Origin of the sequence: Amycolatopsis sp. NPDC051371 (assembly GCF_040682155.1) — a bacterium.
Lineage (GTDB): Bacteria > Actinomycetota > Actinomycetes > Mycobacteriales > Pseudonocardiaceae > Amycolatopsis.
Window position 1 is genome coordinate 26,825 of sequence record NZ_JBFBAG010000056.1, and the last position, 25,582, is coordinate 52,406.

22 protein-coding genes are annotated in these 25,582 nt (G+C 70.5%); 19 read left to right on the forward strand and 3 right to left on the reverse strand.

The features are described 5' to 3' along the window. Nucleotides 1-4: 4 nt before the first annotated feature. Together AB0M59_RS44895 and AB0M59_RS44900 are read right to left on the reverse strand one after the other, a co-directional pair. Complete coding sequence (locus AB0M59_RS44895) at nucleotides 5-700, reverse strand: helix-turn-helix domain-containing protein (RefSeq protein ID WP_364627955.1); 696 nt, start codon at nucleotides 698-700, stop codon at nucleotides 5-7. 49 nt (nucleotides 701-749) lie between these two features. Further along, nucleotides 750-1,496 (reverse strand): AfsR/SARP family transcriptional regulator, encoded by a 747-nt coding sequence (locus AB0M59_RS44900; RefSeq protein ID WP_364627957.1) that lies wholly within the window; start codon nucleotides 1,494-1,496, stop codon nucleotides 750-752. 588 nt (nucleotides 1,497-2,084) lie between these two features. Here AB0M59_RS44900 and AB0M59_RS44905 point away from each other — a divergent pair. From AB0M59_RS44905 to AB0M59_RS44985, 17 genes are all read left to right on the forward strand, one after another. After that, nucleotides 2,085-3,002, forward strand: a complete 918-nt coding sequence (locus AB0M59_RS44905; RefSeq protein WP_364627958.1) for an AraC family transcriptional regulator — start codon at nucleotides 2,085-2,087, stop codon at nucleotides 3,000-3,002. 30 nt (nucleotides 3,003-3,032) lie between these two features. Beyond that, nucleotides 3,033-4,028 (forward strand): DUF1702 family protein, encoded by a 996-nt coding sequence (locus tag AB0M59_RS44910; protein ID WP_364627960.1) that lies wholly within the window; start codon nucleotides 3,033-3,035, stop codon nucleotides 4,026-4,028. Nucleotides 4,029-4,124: 96 nt separating this feature from the next. Beyond that, the gene (locus tag AB0M59_RS44915; RefSeq protein WP_364627961.1) at nucleotides 4,125-5,105 is read left to right on the forward strand and encodes a DUF1702 family protein; all 981 of its coding nucleotides are present in this window, start codon (nucleotides 4,125-4,127) and stop codon (nucleotides 5,103-5,105) included. Further along, the gene (locus AB0M59_RS44920; RefSeq protein WP_364627962.1) at nucleotides 5,102-7,075 is read left to right on the forward strand and encodes a CRTAC1 family protein; all 1,974 of its coding nucleotides are present in this window, start codon (nucleotides 5,102-5,104) and stop codon (nucleotides 7,073-7,075) included. Before AB0M59_RS44915 ends, AB0M59_RS44920 begins: the two co-directional genes overlap by 4 nt. A 4-nt stretch (nucleotides 7,076-7,079) precedes the next feature. Beyond that, nucleotides 7,080-8,090, forward strand: coding sequence for an enediyne biosynthesis protein (locus tag AB0M59_RS44925; protein ID WP_364627964.1), 1,011 nt, complete (start codon nucleotides 7,080-7,082; stop codon nucleotides 8,088-8,090). Next, entirely contained in the window at nucleotides 8,087-9,472 is a 1,386-nt protein-coding gene (locus tag AB0M59_RS44930) for a cytochrome P450 (protein WP_364627965.1), read from the forward strand. Before AB0M59_RS44925 ends, AB0M59_RS44930 begins: the two co-directional genes overlap by 4 nt. A gap of 35 nt (nucleotides 9,473-9,507) precedes the next feature. Further along, on the forward strand, nucleotides 9,508-10,077 hold the full coding sequence (locus AB0M59_RS44935; RefSeq protein WP_364627967.1) for a DUF5987 family protein: 570 nt from the start codon (nucleotides 9,508-9,510) through the stop codon (nucleotides 10,075-10,077). Then, on the forward strand, nucleotides 10,074-11,726 hold the full coding sequence (locus AB0M59_RS44940; RefSeq protein WP_364627968.1) for a GMC family oxidoreductase: 1,653 nt from the start codon (nucleotides 10,074-10,076) through the stop codon (nucleotides 11,724-11,726). The genes AB0M59_RS44935 and AB0M59_RS44940 overlap by 4 nt, the downstream gene beginning before the upstream one ends. A gap of 71 nt (nucleotides 11,727-11,797) precedes the next feature. Next, entirely contained in the window at nucleotides 11,798-12,868 is a 1,071-nt protein-coding gene (locus AB0M59_RS44945) for a carboxymuconolactone decarboxylase family protein (RefSeq protein ID WP_364627970.1), read from the forward strand. 214 nt (nucleotides 12,869-13,082) lie between these two features. Next, nucleotides 13,083-13,877 carry a TIGR03084 family metal-binding protein gene (locus tag AB0M59_RS44950; protein WP_364627971.1) on the forward strand — a complete coding sequence of 265 codons (795 nt, stop codon included), beginning with the start codon at nucleotides 13,083-13,085 and terminating at the stop codon, nucleotides 13,875-13,877. Nucleotides 13,878-14,129: 252 nt separating this feature from the next. Beyond that, nucleotides 14,130-19,955, forward strand: coding sequence for an SDR family NAD(P)-dependent oxidoreductase (locus tag AB0M59_RS44955; RefSeq protein ID WP_364627973.1), 5,826 nt, complete (start codon nucleotides 14,130-14,132; stop codon nucleotides 19,953-19,955). A 2-nt stretch (nucleotides 19,956-19,957) separates the two neighbouring features. Then, on the forward strand, nucleotides 19,958-20,407 hold the full coding sequence (locus AB0M59_RS44960; protein WP_364627975.1) for an acyl-CoA thioesterase: 450 nt from the start codon (nucleotides 19,958-19,960) through the stop codon (nucleotides 20,405-20,407). Between the two features lies 1 nt (nucleotide 20,408). Continuing rightward, nucleotides 20,409-20,981, forward strand: coding sequence for a flavin reductase family protein (locus AB0M59_RS44965; RefSeq protein ID WP_364627977.1), 573 nt, complete (start codon nucleotides 20,409-20,411; stop codon nucleotides 20,979-20,981). A gap of 27 nt (nucleotides 20,982-21,008) precedes the next feature. Further along, nucleotides 21,009-22,043 (forward strand): NAD-dependent epimerase/dehydratase family protein, encoded by a 1,035-nt coding sequence (locus AB0M59_RS44970; protein ID WP_364627979.1) that lies wholly within the window; start codon nucleotides 21,009-21,011, stop codon nucleotides 22,041-22,043. A 52-nt stretch (nucleotides 22,044-22,095) separates the two neighbouring features. Then, nucleotides 22,096-22,299, forward strand: a complete 204-nt coding sequence (locus tag AB0M59_RS44975; RefSeq protein ID WP_364627980.1) for a DUF6222 family protein — start codon at nucleotides 22,096-22,098, stop codon at nucleotides 22,297-22,299. Further along, complete coding sequence (locus AB0M59_RS44980) at nucleotides 22,296-23,981, forward strand: acyl-CoA carboxylase subunit beta (RefSeq protein WP_364627981.1); 1,686 nt, start codon at nucleotides 22,296-22,298, stop codon at nucleotides 23,979-23,981. The genes AB0M59_RS44975 and AB0M59_RS44980 overlap by 4 nt, the downstream gene beginning before the upstream one ends. A 48-nt stretch (nucleotides 23,982-24,029) precedes the next feature. After that, nucleotides 24,030-24,248 carry an acyl-CoA carboxylase epsilon subunit gene (locus AB0M59_RS44985; RefSeq protein WP_364627983.1) on the forward strand — a complete coding sequence of 73 codons (219 nt, stop codon included), beginning with the start codon at nucleotides 24,030-24,032 and terminating at the stop codon, nucleotides 24,246-24,248. Between the two features lie 41 nt (nucleotides 24,249-24,289). Here AB0M59_RS44985 and AB0M59_RS44990 read toward each other — a convergent pair whose 3' ends face one another. After that, a complete protein-coding gene (locus tag AB0M59_RS44990) occupies nucleotides 24,290-24,565 on the reverse strand; it encodes a hypothetical protein (protein ID WP_364627985.1) in 276 nt (91 codons plus the stop codon). 182 nt (nucleotides 24,566-24,747) lie between these two features. Between AB0M59_RS44990 and AB0M59_RS44995 the strand changes: the two genes are divergently transcribed. Both AB0M59_RS44995 and AB0M59_RS45000 read left to right on the forward strand, forming a co-directional pair. After that, complete coding sequence (locus AB0M59_RS44995) at nucleotides 24,748-24,915, forward strand: hypothetical protein (RefSeq protein ID WP_364627987.1); 168 nt, start codon at nucleotides 24,748-24,750, stop codon at nucleotides 24,913-24,915. Nucleotides 24,916-25,024: 109 nt separating this feature from the next. Next, nucleotides 25,025-25,378, forward strand: a complete 354-nt coding sequence (locus AB0M59_RS45000) for a DUF6235 family protein (protein ID WP_364627989.1) — start codon at nucleotides 25,025-25,027, stop codon at nucleotides 25,376-25,378. Nucleotides 25,379-25,582 lie beyond the last annotated feature (204 nt).

The window sequence follows — 25,582 nt, forward strand, 5'->3', positions numbered from 1 at the left end:
GTCGTCAGCGGAGGACGACGCCCCCCTGGGGTTCCGGTGCCGCGGTCAGCCGGAAGAGGCGGGTGAAGACGTCCAAGTCGGCCAGGTCGCCTTCGACGGAGAGCGAGCCGGAGGCCAGCGCCTCCGCCGGGGTGAACTGGCCCCCGATGACGTCGAGTAAAGCCGCGCCGTGCGCCGCGCGGATGACCAGGTCGGCTTCGTGGTACCGGCCTTCCGAGACCTTGAGCGATCCGTCGTCGACCATCGCGTGCAGGGTCATCGTGTTGTGGTACTGAATCTCGAAGGTGATCTGGACACCGGCCGCGGCGTCGCTCTGGAACGTCGTGAACAGGGACAGGATCGCCGCGTCCAGGGTGAAGACGTCGTCCGGACCGGGACGGCTGAGCGAACGCGCACCCCAGAGGCCGAGGTTCAGGAGGATCTGGTCGAGCTCGCTGCCGTACTGGGTGAGCTCGTAGACGAGGCCCGCGTCGAGGTCCGCGCGGACGCGGCGACGGATCACCCCGGACTCTTCCATTTCGTTGAGCCGCGCCGAAAGGATGCTCGGCGGAATCTTGGGAAGGCCGGCTTGGAGCTCGTCGTAGCGCTTCGGGCCGAGGACCAGGTCGCGCACGATGAGCAGGGCCCAGCGTTCACCGACGAGCTCCATGGCCCGGGCCAGTCCGCAGTACTGTCCGTAGGTGCGGGTGCGTGCGGTCATCCGATCCTCGCTTCGTTTCGTGCGGGTGGGGCGGTGGTGGTGTGGTGCGTCAGTGGTCGCCTTCGGAGATGAGGTCGTGGTGCAACAGCTGCAGCTCATCGCAAGGCTCGACGCCGAGCTCGTTGCTGAGCCGCCTCCGGAGATTGCGGTAGACGGCCATCGCGTCGGACCGGCGGCCGCTGCGGCCCAGTGCCCGCATCAGCTGCCCGTGCAGCGTTTCGTCAAGCGGATTGTCGGTGGTCAGCGAGCGCAGCTCCCCGATCAGCTCGCGGTGGTTCCCGCTGGTGATCTCGGCCTCCATCAGCATGTGCAGCGCGTTGCGTCGCTGTTCCTGCAGCTCCATCGCGTAAGCAGCCAAAATCGGTCCACAGTGGACATTGGCGAGCGGCGATCCGCTCCACAGGTTCAGTGCCGCGCGGAGCCGCGCGGCCGCCGCTTCGTGCTGGTCCTGGCGCAGCAGGTCATGCGCTTCCTGCTGGAGCCGGTGGAACCGGTGGACGTCGACCTGGCTGGGCTCGATACGAAGGATGTACCCGGGTGCCTTGGTGATCAGCAGCGAGTCGTCGCCGTCGGTGAGGCTGTTCTGCTCGAAGCAGCGGCGCAGGTGGTACACATACGTGTGCAGCGTGGTCTTCACGGTGCGCGGCGGCTCGCTCGGCCACAGCTCGTGGGTGATCGAGTCGACCTGGACCAGCTTGGCGGGTCGCATCACCAGCAAGGCGAGCAGCTGCAGGAGCTTCGGTGCGGTGGGGGTGCAGTCGACTTCTCCTCGCAGTACGCCGAGTGTGCCGAGCACTGTGAACCGGACCGCACTTTCGGGCGAATCGGCGGAGTGCTGAGAAACGTCGACCGGTCCGTCCGATAGCCTCTTGTCGGAGTACATGCCGCGCGCCTCCAGTGTCCTGCTGCGATGTCTCGAGCTCCCCAGTGAAGCCTCGCCGGGCCGGGCTGACCGGCCGCGGGCTGTCCACAGTCGAATGTGACAGAGCCGCGACACCCCAGCCAGTGAGGCGTCCACCAGAGTCAAGATGTGTTTTCCCCGGCGGACCGTGCATCCGGCACGTTCGCAGCGGGCGCTGTCCACCCATCGCGCTGTGGCCGGGCCGGGCAAAACCCAGGTCCCCGGGGCCTTCGCGTGCGGTAAACGGGGGAACGGCGGCGCAGTCGCTTATCGGATCGGCGTTTCTGCCAACCGGTGCCGGTGCACCACGCACGTCACGGGTATGTGTTCGGCACACCGGGGACGGGACGTCCGCACCGGGGCCGTTCCGATCCTGCGCTGTGCTCGTCCGGCCTTCGATCGGAGGTCCACCGGCCCGCAAGGAACGCCGTCTTACCTGGCGAACGGGAACTTGACGCCGGTAGGGAATTCGAGGTTGGTCTGATGATCTTGCGATCGGTAGCGTCCGGGGGCGCCGACGAGGACCCGTCGGCTGGTGAGGAGCTGTACAAGCAGGTTCAGGTGCCGGAACAACCCACCCCGCCCTCTGTCCTGCGCGCCATCGAAATGATGCTGGAGCGCTACTTCGAACCGATCACCCTCTCGGCTCTGGCGTCCGAAGTGTTCGTGAGCCCGTTCCACTTCTCACGGATTTTCGCCAAGGCGACGGGCGTCACCCCGGGGCGGTTCCTCACCGCGGTGCGGCTCTTCGAGGCCAAGCGGTTGCTGCTGACCACTTCGCTGACTGTGTCGGACATCGTCTGCAGCGTTGGCTACAGCAGCGTCGGCACGTTCACCAGCCGGTTCGCCCGCTCGGTCGGGATGACCCCGACCGAGTACCGCGACCCGGAGGTGGGCGAGCTCCTCGTGGCGCATTCGACGTACTACCAGCGGATGCCGACGCTGAGCTCATTGCGGGATGCGGGCAGGACCTGCGCGTCCCTGCAGGGCGGCAACGAGCGGGTCACCGTGCGGCTCGGGCTTCCGAGCACGGCGGCACCGGCCAATGTGCTCGTCGGCTTGTTCGCCGACTCGCTCCCCCAGAGCGGTCCGGTGGCCTTCGGGGGCCTGGCCGGCGCCGGATCCACGCTGCTGACGATCAACGGGGTACCCGAAGGAACCTGGACGGTGCTCGCGGTGGCCGACCACGGTGTGGGCCCGCAGGTACCGGACGGACCGGCTTTCACCATCGGCTCGGCGCCGGTGAGCGTCACGCCGTTCGAGCCGTCCGTGGTCGCGCTCCGCATGCGCCCGCCCGCGCTGACCGACCCGCCGATCGCGGTCACCCTGGCCTCCCGCCGGACACCCGGCAATCAGCAGGTGGCCGCCGCGCGGCGGACGCACCTACGCGCAGTGGCCTGAGCCGGCACCTACGACGACGAGGAGTGAACGATGCCGACTTTCTTCGGCCTGTTGCGCAAACGGATGCTGGCACCCTCCCTGGCATCCGTGGGATTCGGAGAGCGGGGTTTCCCCGTCACCCCCACCGCCGCGACGGCGCGACTGGAGGCGGTTCCGCAAGCCGTCGTATGCGGGTTCGAGTGGGCGATCGAGGGCGCATCCCTTTGGGAGCTCGAACGGCGCCTCGCGCTCGTCGAGCCCGAGCAGCGCGGGTTCGCCTACGAAGGCGCCACCATGGGGTACACGATCCTCGACGCGATGCCGGGCGGTGGTCGTGACCGCACGAGGGCGCTGCTCGAAGGACCAGGGGAGCCGCACATCTTCCTCACCTACATCGGGATCGGGTTCGCGATGGCGCGGCTGCCGCGTCCACTGTGGAAGAACATCCTGCCGGAACTGGACGGTGTCCACCACCACCCCATCATGAGCTGGCTGGCGGTGGACGGCTACGGCTTCGACCGGGCCTACTTCGACACCCGCCGGTGGGTCGACGAGCAGGCCGAGCCAGCACCCTACCCCTGGGCCGACCGGCCGGACTACTTCCCGCGTGCCTTCGACCAAGGAGTCGGCCGGGCGCTGTGGTTCATCCACGGCGGTGTCCCCGAGGCCGTCGCCGCCGCGGTGGGCGCTTTCGCCGAGAGCCGTCGCCCCGATCTCTGGAGCGGTGTGGGGCTGGCAGCCACTTTTGCCGGTGGTACCGATCGCGCCGGGCTGGAGATCCTGGTCCGCTTGGCCGGTGCGTACCACGCCGAACTCGCTCTCGGCGTGGTCTTCGCGATCAAGGCCCGGACGTACTCGGGATATGTGCCGGACCACAGCAGGCTCGCCGCGGGGGTTCTCGCGGATCTCACCCCCGACGCCGCGGAGGCGCTCGCCGACCGCACGGAAGTGCCTTTCGACGACGAAGGTCCGGTGCCGCCGTATGAACTCTGGCGTGCGCGGATCCGCGCCGAGTTCGATGCCCAACCGCTGCGGCGCGCCGGCTGACGCGGCGCTCGCAACCGTGGAGTAGACCCATGACCTCGCATTATGTGAACTTTGTACGACAATCGATCATTTTCTACCCTTGAGGGGGAGAGTGCGTTGGGCAATGGTTGGCGTACGCTCAGGCGTCGTATCCTGACTCCGGACGTCTCGGAGACGTCGCTGGTCAAGCGGGGTTTTCACCGCAAGAGCCCGGCCGCTCAAGAATTACTCGAGACGGTGGGTGAAAAGTTCCTCCTCGGCTACGCGCACGCCGTCGAAGCGCGTTCGGTCGAGCAAGCCGAAGAATGGCTCGAGGAGATCGAGCCGAGGTTCCGCGGATTCGCCTACGAAGGCGCGGGAATGGGCTACGGGGTGCTCGACGGGCTCCCCTTCGGCAAGAGCTCGAACATCGCCGAGTTCCTGGCGGGCCCCGGCGAGAAGCACGACTACATCATCTACGTCGGGGTCGGCTGGGCGATGGCGCGGATCCCGCGGTTCGCCTGGCCGAAGGCCGAAGCCTTCGACCCGCTGCTGCGCTGGCTGGTGCTCGACGGCTACGGCTTCCACCAGGCGTACTTCAAGACGGCCAAGTACATCGGCGAGCAGTACCAGGACCCGAAGTTCTCCTGGCCGGACCGGCGCTACGACGGCTACGCGCTGCGGGCCATCGACCAGGGCATCGGCCGGGCGCTGTGGTTCATCTGCGGCACGGACGTCTCCCTGGTGACCAAGACGATCGAGGAGTTCCCGGAGTCCCGGCACGGTGACCTGTACGCCGGGGTCGGGCTCGCCTCGACCTACGCGTGCGGCGTCACGGCCGACGAACTCGCGGAACTGGTCGACCGGGCCGGGATCCACCACGGCCAGCTGGCGCAGGGGAGCGCCTTCGCCGCCGAGTGCCGGGTGCGCTCGGGCCTGCTGATCCCGGAGACCGAGATGGCGGCCCAGGCGATCTGCGGGCTCCCGGCCGAGCGCGTGGCGGCCATCACCCAGGAGGTCCGCCCGGCCGTCGTCGTCGACGGCGACGACGTCCCGGCGTTCGAAACCTGGCGGCAGCGGATCGCCGAAGAAGTGCTCACCCACGGAGGGAAGAAATGACCGCGACCTTCGGCTGGCTGCGCAAGCAGCTGGCGGGCATCGTGGCGCTGGTGCTGATCCTCGGCCTCTTCACGGTCGCGCAGCTGCCCCGCGTCTCGGCCGCCGAACAGGACTCGATGGCGAGCCAGTTCCACTTCACCCCGATGACGATCGCGCTGCCCGCGGCCACGAAGTCGCAGTCGATCCGGACGGTGAACAAGGAGTACGAGCACATCTCGGCCTGGATCTCCTCGGTCGGCGCCGCGATCGCGCTCAACGACATCAGCGGCAGCGGCAAGGCCAACGACCTCTGCCTGGTCGACCCGCGCAGCGACCAGGTCGTCATCACGCCGGCGCCGGACTCGGGCCCGCGTTACGCGCCCTTCGCGCTCGACCCGGCGACGGCGCTGCCGACCTGGGACTACATGGCGCCGATGGGCTGTGTCCCCGGTGACTACAACGAAGACGGCCGGACCGACATCCTCGCCTACTACTGGGGCCGGACCCCGGTCCTGTTCCTGCAGAAGGCGACCGCCACCAAGTTCGACGCCTCGGCCTTCCAGCCGACCGAGCTGGTGCCGGGCAACCACCGCGGCGCGGACGGCAAGTACAACGGCCCGCTGTGGAACACCGACTCCGTCACCATCGGCGACTTCGACGGCGACGGGCACATCGACATCTTCGTCGGCAACTACTTCCCGGACAGCAAGGTCCTCGACCCGAACGCCGACGGCGGCATCACGCTGAACCAGTCGATGTCGCACGCGACGAACTCCGGCGCCAAGTACATCTACCGCTGGACCGGCGCCACGGCCGGCGCGAACCCGACGGCGCGGTTCGTCGACGCCTCCCAGGGCATCCCGGAGAGCGCGCGCCTCGGCTGGACGCTGGCCTCCAGCGCGACCGACGTCGACGGGGACAGCCTGCCGGAGCTCTACATCGCCAACGACTTCGGGCACGACCACTTCCTGTACAACAAATCCACGCCGGGGCACATCGAGTTCGGCGAGGTCACCGGGGTCCGCGGCATCACGGACCCGAAGTCGAAGGTGCTGGGCCACGACTCGTTCAAGGGCATGGGCGTCGACTTCGGCGATCTGAACCACGACGGCCTCTACGACCTGTTCGTCAGCAACATCACGACGTCGTGGGGCATCGAAGAGTCGAACTTCCAGTTCATGAACACCGCTAAGAACGCCCAAGACCTGCGCAAGCAGCTGAACGACGGCGTCGCGCCGTTCGAGGACGAGAGCGGCTCGGACGGCACGGCCTGGTCCGGCTGGGGCTGGGACGTCAAGATCCAGGACTTCAACAACAGCGGGGAAAACCAGATCGCGCAGGCGACCGGGTTCGTCAAGGGCCAGGTCAACCGCTGGCCGAACCTGCAGGAGCTGGCCACGGCCAACGACGGCCTGCTGTCCAACCCGTTCTGGTGGCCGAACGCCCGCGCCGGTGACGACATCGGTGGCGACCAGACGTTCCACTTCTTCGTGAAGAGCCCGGACGGCCGCTACACCGACCTCGGCCCGCAGCTGGGCCTGGCCGTGCCGACCCCGACCCGCGGTATCGCCGTCGGCGACACCGACGGGGACGGCCTGCCCGAGTTCGCGGTGGCGCGCCAGTGGGAGCAGCCGATCTTCTACCACAACGACAGCCCGAACCCCGGCAAGTACCTGCAGCTGAAGCTGACCACCGACGCCCCGGTGGCGCCCGGCCCGCTGCCCGCGGCCGGCGTGCCCGCGATCGGCGCCCAGGTCACCGTGACGACCTCGGACGGCAAGAAGTACCTCGGCCGGGTCGACGGCAGCAGCGGGGAGGCCGGCCGGCGCAGCTTCGACGTCCAGATCGGCCTCGGGCACGACGTCAGCGGCCCGCTCGACGTGCACCTGCAGTGGCGGGACCGGACCGGGCAGCTGCGGACGCAGGACCTGAAGCTCGAACCCGGCTGCCACATGTACCAGCTCGGCACCACGGCGATGGAAGAGATGTGACGGCATGACCACCCCGACTCTGACCACGGTGGACACGGCGCCACCGAAACGGACGAACAAGGTCGTGACCGCGTTGAAGCGGTTCGCGATGTCGATCACGATCTTCAACATCCTCGGCTACACGATCCTCGGCTTCGAGCAGCCTTGGCTGTACCCGTTCGTCGCGCTGGCGACCGCGTACACCACCGAGATCCTGCTCGAGATCATCAACGCCAAGGTGACCCGGCGCGGCGTCCGGTTCAAGGGCAACGGGTTCAAGGGACTCATGGAGTTCCTGCTGCCGGCGCACATCACCGGGCTCGCGCTGAACATGCTGACCTACGTCAACGACCGGATCCTCGTGATGATCTTCGGCGTCGTCGTCGCGGTCGGCGCGAAGTGGATCCTGCAGGCGCCGGTGTACGGCCGCATGCGGCACTACATGAACCCGTCCAACTTCGGCATCACGATCATCCTGCTGTTCTTCCCGTGGGCCAGCATCGCCCCGCCGTACCACTTCAGCGAGCAGATCGCGACCTGGGGCGGCTGGCTGATCGTCGCGATCATCCTGATCTCGGGCACCGTGCTCAACGCGCTGCTGACCAACCGGATGTTCCTGATCGCGGGCTGGCTGAGTTTCTTCGTGATCCAGGCCTTCGTCCGCGGCTGGCTCTTCGGCACGTCGATCCCCGGCGCGCTGGCGATGGGCACCGGGATCGCGTTCGTGCTCTACACGAACTACATGGTCACCGACCCGGGCACGTCGCCGTCGAAGAAGGGTTCGCAGTTCGCCTTCGGGGCGGGCGTGGCGCTCGCGTACGGCTTCTTCACCGCCGTGCACGTCTCGTACGGGCTGTTCCTGGCCACCGCGACCGTGTGCCTGATCCGCGGGGCCTTCCTGTGGGGCCTGCACTTCTCGAACAAGGCGCGGATCAAGTTCGAGGCCGACCAGGCCGCGCAGAAGGCGAAGCTCGAGCTCGCGCCGGCGGCCGAATCCGCCGGTGACGGCGAAAAGCCGGGAGCCATCGCGGCATGACGGTTCCCACGGACGATGCCCGGGCGGCGCGCACCGCGCCGCCCGGGCCGCCGCGCCGAGCTACGTTCCGGTTGCTGAAGCAGCTCTTCACCGACCGGCTCGCGCTCATGGGCGACAGCGCCGACACCTACGGCGACGTCGTCCGCATCGCCATCGGCCCCAAGGCGATGTACCTGGTGAACCACCCCGACCTGGCCAAGCACGTCCTCGCGGACAACGCCGCGAACTACCACAAGGGCATCGGCCTGCAGGAGGCCCGCCGGGCCCTCGGCGACGGCCTGCTCACCAGCGACGGCGAGACGTGGCGCAAGCAGCGGCGGACCATCCAGCCGGTGTTCCAGCCCAAGCGGATCTCGCGGCAGGCCGCGGTCGTGGCGTCCGAAGTGGACGGTCTGATCAAGCGGCTGGCCGAGCACGACGGGCCGGTCGAGATCCTGCACGAGATGACCGGCCTGACGCTCGGCGTGCTCGGCAAGACGCTGCTGGACACCGAGCTGGGCGGCTACGAGACGCTGGGCCACTCGTTCGAGGCCGTGCAGGACCAGGCCATGTTCGAGGCGGTCACGCTGAGCATGGTTCCGCAGTGGGTGCCGTTGAAGAAGCAGCTGGAGTTCCGGACCGCGCGCGAGGACCTGCGCCGGATCGCCGACGAGCTCGTCGAGCAGCGGCTGGCGAACCCGGTCGAGAACGGCGAGGACGTGCTGTCCCGGCTGATCGCGTCCGGGTCCGGGGAGGGCGCGTCGCGCGAGCGGATGCGCGACGAGCTGATCACCCTGCTGCTGGCCGGGCACGAGACCACGGCGAGCACGCTCGGCTGGGCGTTCCACCTGATCGACGAGCACCCCGAGGTCGCCGAGCGGCTGCACGCCGAGGCCGTCGAGGTGCTGGGTGACCGGCTGCCCGAGCACGAGGACCTGCGGCGGCTGACCTACACCGTTTCGGTGGTCGAAGAGGTCATGCGGCTGTACCCGCCGGTGTGGCTGCTGCCGCGGATCGCCCAGGCCGACGACGAGATCGGCGGGTACCACGTGCCGGCCGGGTCCGACGTCGTCGTCGTGCCCTACACGCTGCACCGGCACCCGGAGTTCTGGGCCGACCCGGAGCGCTTCGACCCGGGCCGGTTCGACGCGGCCAACCCGGCCGGGCGGCCGCCGCGGTACGCCTACATCCCGTTCGGGGCCGGGCCGAGGTTCTGCATCGGCAACAGCCTCGGCGTGATGGAGGCGGTGTTCGTGCTGGCGATGGCCGCGCGGGACCTGGAACTGCGCAAGGTGCCGGGCAAGGTCGTCGACCCCGAGGCGATGCTCTCGCTGCGGGTGCGCGGCGGGCTGCCGATGACCGTGCACCGCCGGGAGCGGCAACGGAGTGCCGACGCAGCTTGACGTCTACTGTGGACATTCGACGAGGAGGCAGGCCGGTGCAACCCGAGGCCAGCGAAGAAGAACGCGTCAAGAACATGACCCTCGAGGCCTATGCGGACACGATCGTGCCGGGGGAGAAGCGGTTCCCCGAGGACCGGGCGATCGCCGGGGCCGCGCCCGGCCCGGGTTCGGTGGAGGCGGGCGCGCTCGAGCTGCTGAACTTCGACGCGACCGGCGTCACGGCCGGCCTGCCCTACCTCGCGCAGTCGCTCAACGACCACGCGAAGGTCTACGCGGGTGAGGTGGCGCTGGAGCTCGACCACGACGTCCCGCCGTTCGTCGCGCTGCCCTACGAGCACCGCCGCGAGCTGGTGCGGCGGCTGACCACGCCCGGCCACCCGGAGAAGGACGGCTGGGTCAGCCTCGCGCTGTTCTGCAACATGGCCTACGACAGCGCCCCGCACCGGCACACCGCCGAGGCGATCCGCGACGGGCACCCCGGCCTGCTGGCCTTGGGGTACAAGGCGCCGGACGCCGACGGGTTCTGGCGGTTCCCGAAGTACGGCTACGGCCGCAAGCTGGCCGAACTCCACCCGGACACGACGCCCTCGGGGAGCCCTGCATGAGTGCCATCGACCAGACCGACGTCGTCATCGTCGGCAGCGGATTCGGCGGGTCCATCCCCGCCTACCACCTCGCCGCGGGCGGGGCCAAGGTGACCGTGCTGGAGCGCGGGCCGTGGCTGGCCGCGGACGACTTCGAGCACGACTACCTGCTCGGCTCGTCCTACACGCGGGCGTTCGACTTCGTCGTCGGCGACGGGATGAGCGTGCTGGGCGGCAACTGCGTCGGCGGCGGGAGCGTGGTGTACTTCGCCGCGATGCCGCGGGCGCCCCGCTTCGTGTTCGAGCGCCACGGCAGCATCGGGCGCCGGATGTGGCCGTCGGTCATCACCCGCGACTCCCTCGAGCCGTGGTACGACCGCATCGACGAGTCGATCCCCGTGTCCAAACAGGACTGGAACGACGTCTCCTACGCCGGTGGCCTGTGGGCCGCGGCCTGCCACCACTCGGGGCGCACCGCGAACCCGGCGCCGGTCGCTGTGGACAACGACCACTGCGTCAACTGCAACTTCATGATGGCCGGCTGCAAGTTCGACGCCAAGCGCTCGATGCTGACGAACTACCTGCCCGCGGCCCTGGCGCACGGCGCGCAGATCCGGCCGCTGCACGAGGTTCAGCGCCTCGAGCGGACCGAGGACGGCGGCTACCGCGTCCACTTCGACCTGATCGACGAAGAGGACTACCGGGTTCACACGGGCAGTGGCGTCATCGAGGCGAAGGTCGTCATCATCGCCGCCGGCGCCGGCGCGACGCCGGTGATCCTGCAGCGCTCGGAGGCCACGCTCGGCACCATGCCGCACGGCGTCGGCCGGTACTTCTCCGGCAACGGCGAGCGGCTCAACACCGCGATCATCGACGAGGACCGCGTCCGCGAGGTGCTCGGACTGTCCCGTGAGGACGGTCCGGTGTACTCGGCCAACCACATCGGCAAGGGCCCGACCGTCGCGAACTGGGACAAGCTCGACGGGTCGCTGCCGGAGTACGAGCGGTATTCGCTGGAGCAGCTGTACTTCCCGCCGGGTCTGGGCACCATCCTCGCCCAGGTGCCGGGCGGCGAGGAGCCGCGCTGGTACGGCGCGCAGAAGAAGGAGATCCTCAACCAGTGGGCCAACTGGCTGACGATCTTCCTGATGACCGAGGACGACAACGAGGGTGTCTTCGGCGCCCCGCCGCCCACCGGCAACGCCTACCGCATCTCCCAGCAGATGCTGGGCCGCGGCTCGCTGCGCTACGACCCGACGCCGAACACGCGTCGCGGCTGGGCCCTCGCGGACGCCGACTGCAAGGCGATCATCGAGAAGGACGGCTTGGCGAAGGTCGCGCCGTGGACCAACGACGTCGTCGGGGCGTACACCGTGCACCCGCTGGCGTCGTGCCGGATCGGGGACGACGCGGCGACTTCCGCGCTGCACCCGAACCACGAGCTGCGCAACCACCCGGGCATCTTCGTCACCGACAGCGCGTCGGTGCCGGGCGCCCTCACGGTGAACCCGGCGATGACCATCGCCGCGCTCGCCGAGCGGTCGATCCCGGGCATCGTCCGGCAGCTGCAGGCCCGCGGGGTCGACGTCAAGTACGGCGCCCCGGCCCCGGACGGCTCGATCACGGGCCGGCGCGCGGTGTCCAAACTAGACTTGGTCGCCGGCAGCTGATGCACGGGTACATCGAACTCGCGCTCCTGGGTTCCTGGGAGCGCGAGTCCGCCGGTTCTCGAGGAGGAACGATGGCGCCCGGATTGGTGCGGGTCGCGCTGCGGCGGACGCTGCGGGACGTGAAGTACGTCGAGGCCGTGCGGCCGCGGCGGGCGCGGGGACTCGTGCGGGACGTCTACCGGCAGGTGGAGCGGGACTTCGGGATGCTCGCCCCGCCGATCGCGCTGCACTCGCCAGCGCCGGACGTGCTCGCTGCGGCGTGGCTGATGCTGCGGGAGTCGCTGGTCGCGGCGGGGAACTCGACTCGCGCGGACCGGGAGGTCGTAGCTGCCGCGGTGTCGGCGGCGAACGCGTGCCCGTACTGCGTGGAGGTACACGCGATGGCCATCTCGGCGCTGGGCGCACCGGACACGGCGGCGGCGCTCGAGGCGAACGCCCCCGGCGAGATCGCCGACGTCCGCACCCGCGAGCTGGCCGCGTGGGCGCGGGGTGCCGGTGCGCTGCCGGCGGGTGTGTCCGCGGTCGCCGCGGCGGAGTTCACCGCGGTAGCCACCGCCTTCCACTACCTCAACCGGGTGGTCGAGGTATTCCTCGGCGGCTCGCCGTTGCCTGACCGGGTACCCGCAGCCGCGCGGGGGACGGCGAAGGCGGTACTCGGCCGCTTGATCCGGCCCGGCGCGGCGCCGCCGGCCGGAACCGCTCTGAAGCTGCTGCCGCCAGTTGCCACCGACGGCCCAGGTTGGGCACCACCAGGCAGCACACTCGCCGAGGCGTTCGCCCGGGCGGCCGAAGCCGTCGAGGACGCGGGAGCCGGGGTTCTGCCGCCGCGGGTGCGTGACCTCGTCCGGCGGGAGCTGAAGGCGTGGGACGGCAGGCCGCCCGGGCTGGGGCGGTCGTGGATCGACGAGCCGGTCGCGGAGCTCCCCCTGTCTGAGCGCCCGGCGGCGAAGCTGGCCTTGCTGGTGGCGAAAGCGGCCTACCGGGTCGACGACGCCGCGGTCGCGGCCGTCCGCCGGGATCGCGCCGACGGCCGAGGACTGGTCGAGCTCGTCTCGTGGGCCGCTCACGCAGCCGCCGAGGAACTCGGGCGCCGCGTTTCCCTGCGCCCATCAGGAGAAGACGCGTTCCGTGGACCCGGGTGATGATTCGGGAGGAGAAGATCGACCGGCGGGACGAGCGCAGCACCGGGACACGACCGAAACCGCGCCCGGGGTGCCGCCGTCGTCCTGGCCGGATCCGTTCGATCTCCTCCCGGCGGTCGCCGAACCGTGGCCCACTCGTTCGCGCCACGCGCCCGGCGACCGCCGGTACCCGTCCCCAAGCGCCCAGCAAGCACCCAGGATGAAAGGACAACCGGTGACTGACACGACGGCCGTGATCGCCGACCTGACGACCGAGGCCGAGGGCGTTGACGCGCTCGTCGCCGGTCTTCCCGAAGCGGAGTGGGACACCCCGACCCCGGCGCCTGGCTGGACCGTACGCCACCAGATCGGCCACCTCGCATTCATTTTCCGCATCGCCGGTCTCGCGGCCGCGCAGCCGGACGCGTTCGTCGCGATGACGAAGGCCGTGGGTGGCGACCTCGAAGCCGCGGTGAACGGCGCTCTGCGCGAGTACGTGAACGACCCCGCCGAGGTGCTGCTGAGCCGCTGGCGCGCCGAACGTGACCAGGGGATCAAGGCTCTCGCGGCGGTGCCCGGCGACCAGCTGGTGCCGTGGCTGGTGAACCCGCTGCCGCCGTACGTGCTGGCGTGCGCCGGGATGATGGAGGCCTTCGCGCACGGGCAGGACGTCGCCGACGCTCTGGGCGTGCGGCCGGTGCGCACCGACCGCCTGGGGCACCTGGTCGGGTTCGCCGTCCGCGTCCGCGACTTCGGTTACCAAGCGCGGAACCTGACCCCGCCGGCGCAGGAGTTCCGGTTCGAGATCACCGCGCCCTCGGGCGCGCTGTGGACCTTCGGGCCCGAGGACTCCCCGGAGCGGATCACCGGCAGCGCCGAACACTTCTGCCTGCTCGTCACCCGGAGGCGGCACCGCTACGACCTGGACGTGCGCGCGAAGGGCACGCTGGCCGACCAGTGGCTCGACATCGCCCAAGCCTACCGGGGGCCGGCGGGCGAAGGGCGCCGCCCAGGGCAGTTCCGGGCCTGACGAGTCTATTGTGGACGGACATCCGGGAGTCGGCGGATTTGTCCGCCGTTGCGCACTCGGTGGCCGGGGCAGGGAGAAAGAAGAAGCCGAAGGCCCGGAAGCCCATGCTGGAACGGGCTGCGGCAAGCGCCGGGAGACCCCGGCGGTGCGGCACGAAGGAACCCGGCGGCGGGCTGGACCCACGCCGGGCAGTACCGGGAACCGTCGCCTTCGCGACGGACGGGCTCGAGAGCTATTTGGGAGTGCGGTGGCATGAGCGGTGAGCGGATAGCGATCGTCGGGATCGGCCTGCGGTATCCGGACGCCCGTTCGCTGGACGAGCTCTGGGAGAACGTGCTGGCGGGCCGCCGTGCGTTCCGCCGGTTGCCCGACGAACGGATGAACCAAGCTGACTACTACTCCCCGGACCCGGCGGCGCCGGACCGGTTCTACGCTCAGAAGGCCGCGGTGCTCCGCGACTTCGAGTTCGACCGGGTCGCGTACAAGGTCGCGGGCAGTACGTTCCGGGCCACCGACACGACGCACTGGCTGGCGCTGGACGTCGCCGCGCAGGCGCTGGCCGACGCCGGATTCCCCGAGGGGGACGGCCTGCCGAGGGAAGCGACCGGGGTCGTCATCGGCAACAGCCTGACCGGCGAGTTCTCGCGAGCGAACATCATGCGCCTGCGCTGGCCGTATGTGCGCCGGACCGTGGCAGCCGCCCTAGCAGAGCGCGGCTGGGAAGACGACGAGACCGCATCCTTCCTGCGGGACCTCGAGGTCCAGTACAAGGAGCCCTTCCCCGAGATCAACGAGGACACCCTCGCGGGCGGGTTGGCGAACACCATCGCCGGTCGTGTGTGCAACCACTTCGACTTCGCCGGCGGCGGCTACACGGTCGACGGGGCGTGCTCGTCCTCGCTGCTTTCCGTCGTGAGTGCCGCGAACTCGCTGGCGAACGGCGACCTCGACGTGGTCATCGCCGGTGGCGTCGACCTGTCGATCGACCCCTTCGAGGTGATCGGGTTCGCCAAGACCGGGGCGCTCGCCAAGCGCGAGATGAAGGTCTACGACGCCGACTCGAACGGCTTCTGGCCGGGCGAAGGCTCGGGCATGCTCGTGCTGATGCGCGAGAGCGACGCGATCGAGCAGGGCAAGCGTATCTACGCCTCGATCGGGGGTTGGGGCGTGTCGTCGGATGGCAAGGGCGGCATCACCCGGCCAGAGGCCGCGGGGCACCGGCTGGCCCTCAAGCGCGCGTATGACCGCGCGGGCTACGGCGTCGAGAGCGTGTCCTACTTCGAAGGCCACGGTACCGGCACCGCGCTCGGCGACGCCACCGAGATCGAGGCGTTGTCGACGGCGCGCCACGACGCCGACCCGCTGGCCGCACCGGCCGCGCTGTCGACCATCAAGGGAAACATCGGTCACACCAAGGCTGCGGCGGGGGTGGCCGGGTTGATCAAGGCCACCCTCGCCGTGTACCACCAGGTGATCCCGCCGGCCACCGGGCACTTCGACCCGCACGAGAAGCTCAAGGGCGACTCCGCGCGGATGTACGTGCCGCGCGACGCGCAGCTGTGGCCGTCCGACTTCCCGGTCCGCGCCGGCGTCTCGGCGATGGGCTTCGGCGGGATCAACTCCCACGTCACGGTCACAGAGGCGCCGCACGCCGGCCGCCGGACCGAGCTCGACGAGCGCACCAGAGCTCTGGTCTCCGGCCGTCAGGACGCCGAACTGCTGCTGTTCGACGCCGACGACGTCGAGGCGCTGCGGGCCCGGATCGGCCGCCTGCTGGAAGTCGTGCCGAAGCTGTCCATGGCCGAGCTCACCGACTTCGCCGGGCAGCTGGCGGGAGAGCTGGCCGGGCGTCCTGCCCGCGCCGCGGTCGTGGCCACCGGCCCGGAGGAGGCCGAGCGCAAGCTGACCCGGCTGCTCGAGTTGCTGGGCGGCGACGGGTCCGTGTTCGCCGCCACCGACGGCATCTTCGCCGGTTGCGGCGTGGCGCAGCCACGCGTCGGTTTCCTGTTCCCCGGCCAGGGATCCGGCCGTGCGGCCGACGGCGTGCTGCGACGGCGGTTCCCCACCGCCGACGACGTCTTCCGTGCCGCGGGTCTGCCGGTGGGGGGCGATCATGTCGCGACGGAGGTTGCCCAGCCGCGGATCGTCGCCGGCTCGCTGGCCGCGCTCCGGGTACTGCGCCTGCTCGGCATCGAAGGCCACACGGCCGTCGGGCACAGCCTCGGCGAGCTGACCGCCCTGCACTGGGGCGGCGCACTTGACGAGCGCGCTGTGCTGCAGCTGGCGAAGATCCGCGGCAAGGTGATGGCCGAGACCACCGCGGGCGAAGGCACGGGCGCAATGGCGGGAGTGGCCGCATCGCCCAGCCGCACCGAAGAGCTCGGGCTGGGCGCCGACGTCGTCATCGCCGGCTACAACGCCCCCGAGCAGACGGTGATCTCCGGACCGGCCGCGGCGGTCGACCGGGTGATCGCGCGGGCACACGCCGAAGGCGTCACCGCGACGAGGCTCAAGGTGTCGCACGCGTTCCATTCGCCCGCGGTCGAGCCGGCCGCGACGGCGATGACCGCGCGGCTGCGGGAGATCTCGTTCTCCCGCCTGGACCACGCCGTCGTTTCGACGGTGTCGGGCGACGTCCTGCACGCGGCGGAGAATCTTCCGGCCCTGCTGCGCGACCAGATCGTCCTGCCGGTGCGCTTCCGCGAAGCGGCCGCCAAGGTGGCCGAGCGCAGCGATCTGGTGATCGAGGTCGGGCCGGGCCGGGTGCTGTCGGGCTTGTTCGAGGAGATTTCGCCCGGCACGCCGGTGCTGGCGGTCGACACCGACAGCGCCACCCTCAGCGCGGTGCTGCGCGTGGCCGGTGCGGCGTTCGCCGCGGGCGCCCCGCTGTCGCCGGCCCCGCTGTTCGAGGGCCGCGTGGTCCGTCGGCTCCCCGAGGACGGCGTCTTCAACTTCCTCGCGAGTCCCTGCGAGGCCGCGCCCGAGATCGACAGTGAGCTGGCCGCGGAACTCGCGGCCGAGAAGGAACAGGTGACGGTCGCGGCCGAGGTCGTCGGTGGCGGGGCGAACGCGACCCTCGACCTGCTGCGCAAGGTCGCCGCCGAGCGCGTCGAGCTGCCGCTGGAGACCGTCACCGCCGACACCCACCCGCTCGATGACCTGCACCTGTCGTCGATCACCGTCGGTCAGCTGGTCAACGACGTCACCCGAGCACTCGGCCGTCCGGCGCTGGAGGGTATGCCGAACTTCGCGACGGTCTGCCTCGGCGAGCTCGCCGAGATGATCGACGAGCTGGCTCAGACGGCGAAGCCCGCCGACACGGGCAGCGGCGAGGTCCCGGGCGCCGGTCCGTGGGTCCGGCCGTTCGCGGTCGAGTACGTCCCGGCTCCGCGGCCCGCAGCCGACCTGACGCCGGGTCTGGGGCAGGCTACCTGGGAGGTCTTCGCGACGCCCGGGCACCCGCTGGCCGAACCGCTGCGGGCTGCGCTGTCCCGGGCGGGCATGGGGGACGGAGTCCTGCTCTGCCTCCCCGCCGACTGCGACTCGAGCCACGCAGGCTTGTTCCTCGACGCCGGCCGCAGCGTCATGGCCGCGCCCAGCGGCACGCGCTTCGTCGTCGTGCAGCACGGCTTGGGCGCCTCCGGGCTCGCGAAGACCCTGAGGCTCGAAGACCCCTCGGCTCGCACGACGATCGTCGACCTGGCCGACCCGGCCCCGGCCGACCCGGCCGCGGTGAAGGAAGCGGTTCGGGTCGTCGTCGCAGAGGTCGCGGCGACGACGGACTTCGCTGAGGTCCGCTACGGTGCCGACGGCGGCCGGACCGTGCCGCGCCTGATGTCGGTGGCCCCGGCGCCCACCGGCCCGATCCCCGAATCGCTGGAGACGGGCGACGTACTGCTCGTCACCGGTGGGGGCAAGGGCATCACCGCGGAGAGCGCGCTGGCGCTGGCCAAGGACTCCGGCGCGAAGCTCGCGTTGCTCGGCCGCAGTGACCCGGCCGAGGACGGCGAGCTGGCGGAGAACCTCGGCCGCATGAATGCAGCGGGCATCGACTATCGCTACGAGCGTGCCGACGTCACCTCCGCACCCGAGGTGTCCGGCGCGATCGCCCGGATGCAGGCTGAGCTCGGCCCGGTCACTGCGGTGCTGCACGGCGCAGGGCGCAACGAGCCCGCCGCGCTGTTCAGCCTCACCGAGGACGTCTTCCGCAGGACGCTGGCACCGAAGATCGACGGTCTCAACGCCGTCTTGAACGCGGTGGACCGAAGCCGGATCAAGCTGCTCGTCACCTTCGGCAGCATCATCGGCCGGGCCGGCCTGCGCGGCGAGGCGCACTACGCGACGGCCAACGACTGGATGACGGAGCTGACCCTGCGCTTCGGCCGCGAGTTCCCGCAGGCACGGGCGGTCGCGCTCGAATGGTCGGTGTGGTCCGGAACCGGTATGGGCGAGAAGCTCGGCGTGGTCAGCGCCCTCAAGCGGGATGGCATCACGCCAATCCCGACCGAAGACGGCATCGCCATCCTCAAGCAGGCACTCGCCGACCCGGCGGTGCCGCCGGTGCTCGTGGTCTGCGGCCGGACAGGCGGGCTGGCCACGCTGCCGATCCAGCGTAGGGAACTGCCGCTGACCCGTTTCGTCGACCGCGCGGTCGTGCACTACCCCGGCGTCGAGCTGATCACCGAAGCCGATCTGTCCGCAGGGTCTGACCCGTACCTGGCCGACCACCTGCTCGACGGGCAGCTGCTGTTCCCGGCTGTGCTCGGGATGGAAGCGATGACCCAGGTCGCGGCCGCCACTCTCGGCCGGGCCGGCGCGCCGGTGCTGTCCGACGTGGAGTTCCTTCGTCCGATCATTGTCTCGCCGGGCGGCACCACCACGATCCGGCTGGCCGCGGTCGCCCGCGACGCGGAAACCGTGGACGTCGTGCTGCGCAGCGACGAGACCGGCTTCAGCGCCGATCACTTCAAGGCCCAGCTGAGCTTCGCGCGGCCCGCGGAGATCGGCCCGGCGGTCCGGCGCGACGTCGCTGTGCCGTCCGTGCCGGTGGAACCGCTTTCCGAGCTGTACGGTTCGGTCCTGTTCCAGGGCAAGCGGTTCCGTCGGGTCATGGGCTACCGCCGGGCTAGCGCGCGGCACGCGGTGGCGGAGATCGCAACCGCCACGGACGACACATGGTTCGCGCCGTTCCTGCCGCAGGAGCGGTTGCTCGCCGACCCGGGCACACGCGACGCGATGATGCACGCCATCCAGTGCTGCGTTCCAGACGCGACGTTGCTCCCGCAGGGCGTCGAAAAGCTCTACCTCGCCGAGCCCGGCGCACAGCACCCGGAATTCGTGCTGCTGGACGCGAAGGAGCGGCTGCAGGACGGCGACAGCTACGTCTATGACCTCGACGTCCGCAACCCGGACGGCGAGCTGGTGGAACGGTGGGAAGGCCTGATGCTGCGCGCCGTCCGGAAGACGGGCGGCGCCGGGCCCTGGGTGCCCTCGATGCTCAGCTCCTACCTGGAGCGGGCGTGTGAGCGGATGCTCGGCGGCAGCCGCGCGATCGTGGTGGAACCGGACCCGGCCGGGGCGGAGGTAGGCGGAATCGCCGAGCGCCGTGCGCAGACCGCGCTCGCCGCGAGCCGGGCGTTCGACCGGCCGGTCGAGGTCCGCTACCGCCCGGACGGCAAGCCGGAGATCGACGGCGGCCAGCTCACGGCGTCGCACAGTTCCCGGTTGACGCTGGTGGCTGCAGGCACCGGCCAGGTGACCTGTGACGTCGAGACCGTTCTCGAGCGCACCGAGGAGGACTGGGCCGGGTTGCTCGGCGAGGAGCTGCTTGCGGTCGGCCGGCTACTGGCCGTCGACGCCGGCGAGCCGATCGCGGTGGCGAACACCCGGGTCTGGAGCGCCCTCGAATGCGTCCGGAAGACGGGCGCGATGACTGAGTCCCTGACCGTGCGCCGGGTCGAGCCTGACGGCTGGGCCCTGCTGGCCTGCGGGCCGGCGCGGATCGCCACCTGGGCCACCACCATCACCGACCGGACCGAGCCGGTGGTCTTCGCGGTGCTGCAGGCAGAGGAGAACTGAGCATGTCCGACTACTACGAGATCCGCCACACGGTCGGCTTCGAAGAGACCAACCTGGTGGGCAACGTCTACTACGTGAACTACGTGCGCTGGCAGGGCCGGTGCCGTGAGATGTTCCTCAAGGAGAAGGCTCCGGCGGTGCTCGAGGAGGTTCGGCAGGACCTCAAGCTGTTCACCCTCAAGGTGGAGTGCGAGTTCTTCTCCGAGATCACTGCGTTCGACGATCTGTCCATCCGGCTGCGGCTGGAAGAGCTGACGCAGACGCAGATCCAGTTCACCTTCGACTACGTGCACCTGTGCCCGGACGACGAACGACTGGTGGCGCGAGGCCGGCAGCGCATCGCCTGCATGCGCGGCCCGAACACGGCCACCGTGCCTTCGCGGGTGCCGGAGCAACTGCGCGAGGCGCTGGTTCCTTACGCCACGTCCACGGTGAACGGTAGGGGAGCGTGACGTGGCCGACGCCCGGGAATCCATCGACCGTGCGGTGCTGAAGCGGCTGCCGACGCCACCAGGACGCCGGCACCTTAGCACCCAGACCGGGCTGCGCGAGGTGATGGCGCAGTTCGCCACCGGGGTCACGGTGCTGACAGCGGGGGGCGAAGCGGGGCACGGCATGACCGCCAACGCTTTCTCCTCGGTCTCCCTGGAGCCGCCGATGGTCCTGTGCTGCGTGTCCCGGGCTGCCCGGATGCACGCCGCCATCACCAGCGCCGGTTCGTACGCCGTGAACATCCTGGCGGCCGACCAGCAGGACCTGTCCAAGTACTTCGCCGACTGGCGTCGTCCCGCCGGGATGGCCCAGTTCGACTCGGTCGGCTGGACGCCGGGGGCGAAGACCGGGTCCCCGCTGCTGACCGGTGCGCTGGCGTGGCTCGAGTGCGAGCTCGCGGAGGTATACGAGGGCGGTGACCACTCGATCTTCCTCGGCCGTGTGCTCACCTCGAGCCGCGGCTCGGGCGACAACTCGCTGGTGTTCTACAGCGGCGGCTACCACGAAGTCGACGGTCGTGCCCGAGCGGCCTGAGAACCCGACCCGGCAAGGGGAAATTCGATGCTCGTCGCGGTGACCGGGGGAACCGGCTTCCTTGGCGCCCACACCGTGGGTGCCCTGCTTCGGCGGGGCCACCGGGTGCGGCTGCTCATCCGGGACCCGGCCCGGCTGCTGGCCGCGCTCACCCCGCTCGGAATCGCGCCGGACGCGGTCGAAGCCGTCGCGGGCGACGTCGCCGACCCCGCGGCCGCCGCCCGGCTGGTGTCCGGTGCAGACGGGCTGCTGCACGCCGCGGGCGTCTACACCTTCGACCCGCGGCGGCGTGCCGAAGTCCGGCGGGTGAACGAGCACGGCACCGAGGTCGTGCTCGAGGCGGGCCGCCAGGCCGGCACCGGCCGGATGGTGTACGTGTCCACGGTAGGGGCGCTGTACCCCGCCGCGGCCGGCGCGATCGGGCCGGGTTCACCGGTCGGCCGGTCGCGTGAGACCTACCTAGCCTCGAAGGCCGCGGCCGAGCGGATCGCCCGGCGGCACCGCGCCGGGGGGTCCGGTGTGGTGATCACCCGGCCCCCGGCGCTGCTCGGGCCACACGATCCGCACCTGGGAGACCAGAACGCGAGGCTGCGCGACCTGCTGCGCGGCCTGACGCCCATCTGGCCGTCAGGCGGGCTGCCGTTCGGCGACGTCCGCGACAGCGCGGAGCTGCACGCGAGGTTGTTCGACAGCCCAGCCCCTCCGGGCACGGACCACTTCGGCCCCGGCACGTTCGTGACCACCCGCGAATACCTGGAGACGGTGCGCGCGATCACCGGCCGGCGGCTCCCGGCGGTGTTCCTCCCTCCTCGCGCACTGGCTGGGGCGGGGCGCGCCGCCGACGTTCTGCAGCGGTGGTGGCCGGCGCCCCTCCCGGTCCAGTACGGCGCGATCCACGTGTGCGGGATAGCGGTGCCGGTCGAGGCCGGCGCTCCCACAGCGGGGGTGCGCGCACGACCGCTGGCGGACACGGTGGGGGACACGGTGCGCTGGCTCGTCACGAGCGGGCGGCTCGCGGCCCACCGAGCCGGCCGGGCGGCCACTCCTGCGGACGTTTCCTGACAGCCACACCAGCCGGCCCCGCCGGGTCCGGCGCGATCGGAAAGGCACTGCCATGACCGCACCGCACGAGGAGACCGAGGACACCACGCGTCCGGACCGGGCCGCTGCCGCTCCCGCCGAGCCGGCTCCCCCGGACGCGGCGCCGCTCACGCGCCCGATGCCGCGGCTGGGCCGGGGAATCGTGTGGAGTCTTATCGTGGCCGAGATCGAGCAGGACGGCCTGGAGCGTCTCGGCCGGCTTCGGGATGCCGCGTGAGCGGTCCGTCCGACGCCCGGGCCCAGCCCCTCGACGACGCCGGCCCGGTGTCCGCGGCCGGACGCCGCGGGCACCGGGCCGTGCCGGCCGGTGAGGCCCGGGTCATCTCGCTCCACCCGCCCACCGAGCCGGAGCCCGGCATGCCGCTCCTGCGCAAGCGGCGTGACGAGCTCGCCGCGCACGTGACTGACGGCCGGATGGAGGCGGTGCGGCGGCAGCATTCCCTCGGCAAGTACACCGCGCGCGAGCGGCTCGCGCTCCTGCTGGACGAAGACTCCTTCACCGAGCTCGAGCCCTACCGGCGTCACCGGGCCCGCGGACTCGGGCTCGACGAGAACCGCCCGTACACCGACGGCGTGGTGGCCGGCTCGGGCACGATCGACGGACGCCGGGTGTTCGTCTACGCACAGGACTTCACCGTGTTCGGCGGGTCTCTCGGCGAAGCGCACGCGGCGAAGATCCAGAAGGTGCTGGACCTCGCGGTGGCCACGGGCTCCCCGGTGATCGCGCTCAACGACAGCGGCGGCGCGCGCATCCAGGAAGGCGTGATGGCGCTCAACGGCTACGGCGAAATCTTCCGCCGGCAGGTCGATGCGTCCGGTGTGATCCCGCAGATCAGCGTCATCCTCGGGCCGTGCGCCGGCGGTGCTGCCTACTCGCCGGCGCTGGCCGACTTCACGTTCATGGTGCGCGACACCGGTTGGATGTTCCTGACCGGGCCGGACGTGGTCGAAGCGGTGACGGGGCGGCGAGTCACCCACGACGAGCTCGGGGGCGCGGACACCCACGGACGCCACTCCGGGGTGGCCACCGTCGTGCACGACGACGAGGAGAGCTGCCTGGCCGACGTCCGGTACCTCGTCTCGCTGCTGCCCCGCAACTACCTCGAGCCGGCCCCGGCCTCGCGCGAGACCGGGGCGACGGCCGATTGGCGGCCGCGGCTGGCAGAGCTGGTGCCCGCGGAGCCGAACCGGCCCTACGACATGCGCGAGGTGTTCGCCGAAATCGCCGACGACGGCGAGTTCTTCGGGGTGCACGAGGGCTGGGCCCCGAACGTCCTGTGCGCGCTGGCCCGCATCGACGGCCGGGTCGTGGGGCTGGTCGGCAACCAGCCCTGTGTGCTGGCCGGTGTGCTGGACGGGCCCGCGTCGCAGAAGGCCGCGCGGTTCGTCCGGTTCTGCGACGCCTTCGGCATCCCGCTGGTCACCCTCGTCGACGTCCCGGGGTTCCTACCCGGCGTCGACGAGGAGCGCACCGGCATCATCCGGCAGGGCGCGCAGCTGCTGCACGCCTACTGCGAGGCGACGGTACCGCGGATCCAGGTGATCATCCGCAAGGCCTTTGGCGGTGCCTACATCGTCATGGACTCCCGCTCGATCGGGTGCGACCTTTCCCTGGCGTGGCCAACCAATCAGATCGCCGTGATGGGGGCCGAAGGGGCCGTGAACGTGCTCTTCCGGCGTGAGCTCGGCAGCGCCGCGGACCCGGGTTGGTTGCGTGGCCGACTGGTCGGCGAGTACGAGGACGAGTACCTCGACGCACACTACGCCGCCGAACGCGGCCTGGTCGACGACGTGATCGACCCGGCTGCAACGCGGGCGGCGATCGCCCGCGGACTGGCCATGCTCCAGGACAAGCGCAAGCCCGGCCCGCAGCGCAAACACGGAAACCCTCCTGTCTGATCCGCCGGCGCGGGATCGCCGGTGGTCACCGAACACCCGAGGTACGCGATGGCAGCAACCGACCCCACCCGGTCCGTTCTCCGGGTGATCCGCGGCTCGCCGGACGGCGCCGAGCTGGCGGCGCTGGTCGTCGCCCTGGCCGTCGCGTTGGCACCGGGCCTGCCGCCCGCGAGGGCACGATCGCCCTGGGCGGACCAGTCCTTCCGCCAGGGTGCTTTTCAGCGCTCGGGTCCGGATGCGTGGCGGATTTCCGGTTTGCCACGCTGAACCCGTGGACAGGGCACCGGGAGCGGCCCTGTCCACGGTCGTCAGGCCGCGTCGTCGAGCTCGAACGCGTCGTAGGCGTCGAACTCGTCGCTGTCCCAGGAAGGGGTGGACCGGCGGCGCGGCGGCCGCACCACGGCACCCCGCCCCAGGAGCGCGGTCGGTCCGAGGCTCGTGCCCTGGGGCGTCGCGACGGTGTTCACCGGGCGTCCCCCGGGCGGGTTGCGTTGCCCACCCGATCGGGCCGGATCAAGGGCGCGCCCTTCGAAACCGCCGTCGTCATCGGCGAAGATCTCCTGGGTGGCCGGGCTTCCGGTCATCGTGCTCCTCGGCGGTCGCGTGCGGGCGGAACCCGTGTTCGTCCAGTTCACCGCATCACGGCTGGTCGTGCGTCTCGCCGGGTGCGGACCGGGCTCGACCGCGACACCAGCGATGCGTGACGGGCCCTCGAGACCGCGCGTGCACCATGGACAGCCAGCAGGAGCGAGACGGAGGTAGCGCGATGACCGTTCCCACCACCCGGCGTGATCGCGAACTGCGGCTCGACGGGCTCGGCGTTCCCGTGCCCCGGGTCGCTCCCGGGGCAGTCGACGTGCGGCCCGCCGCGGAGGCTGAAGTGCCGGCCCAGCGGGAATACGTGACCGACACGATCGTGCTGGGCTACAACTGATCTCCATCCCGGGCCGCAAGATCCGAGATGCCGGATCACGCCGGGAACGGCCAGACTTGAGGTTGTTTCGCACCCCGGAACGTCGCGCGCTCGGTTGGGAGGCCAGCGGATGGCTATGCACCTCCGGCTCGCGGCGGGTGTCGAGCTGCTCGACGAATGGGCTGAATTCGCGACCCAAGCGGAACGAAACATCGTTTACGAGGCGCTGTTTGCGATCGGCGACGGAACGGTATTTCTCATCTACGACGTTTTTGGCGACCCTGACGACATTTCCAATTTCATTGTCATGGTCAAAGCCGACTTGTTGGTGAAGATCAAGCTCTTCCGTACCGAATCTGCCTTCGGGATCCTCTACGTCGGCACCCTCGACGACGACGCCACGGCCAACGCTGCCGAGATCGCGGCCGAGATCGCCGCCCCCGAGGCCGCAGGCGACATCGACATCGACATCGACGAGGCCTGAATCCCCCGCGCGTACCGCGATGGTTGGGCCGAATGGACGTATCCGGCGGCCGCACGAAGCCTCCGGTGGTGTGCTCGGTTTGGGCGCGCAGTCGTGCATTCGTCACCTTGACAGTCTCTCCGGCCGTGTGGAATTCTCGGCTTGTTCGCACTTCATCGAGCTTCCCTGGGGCAAATAAAGGAGGCTGCGCAATGTCGTCACCGG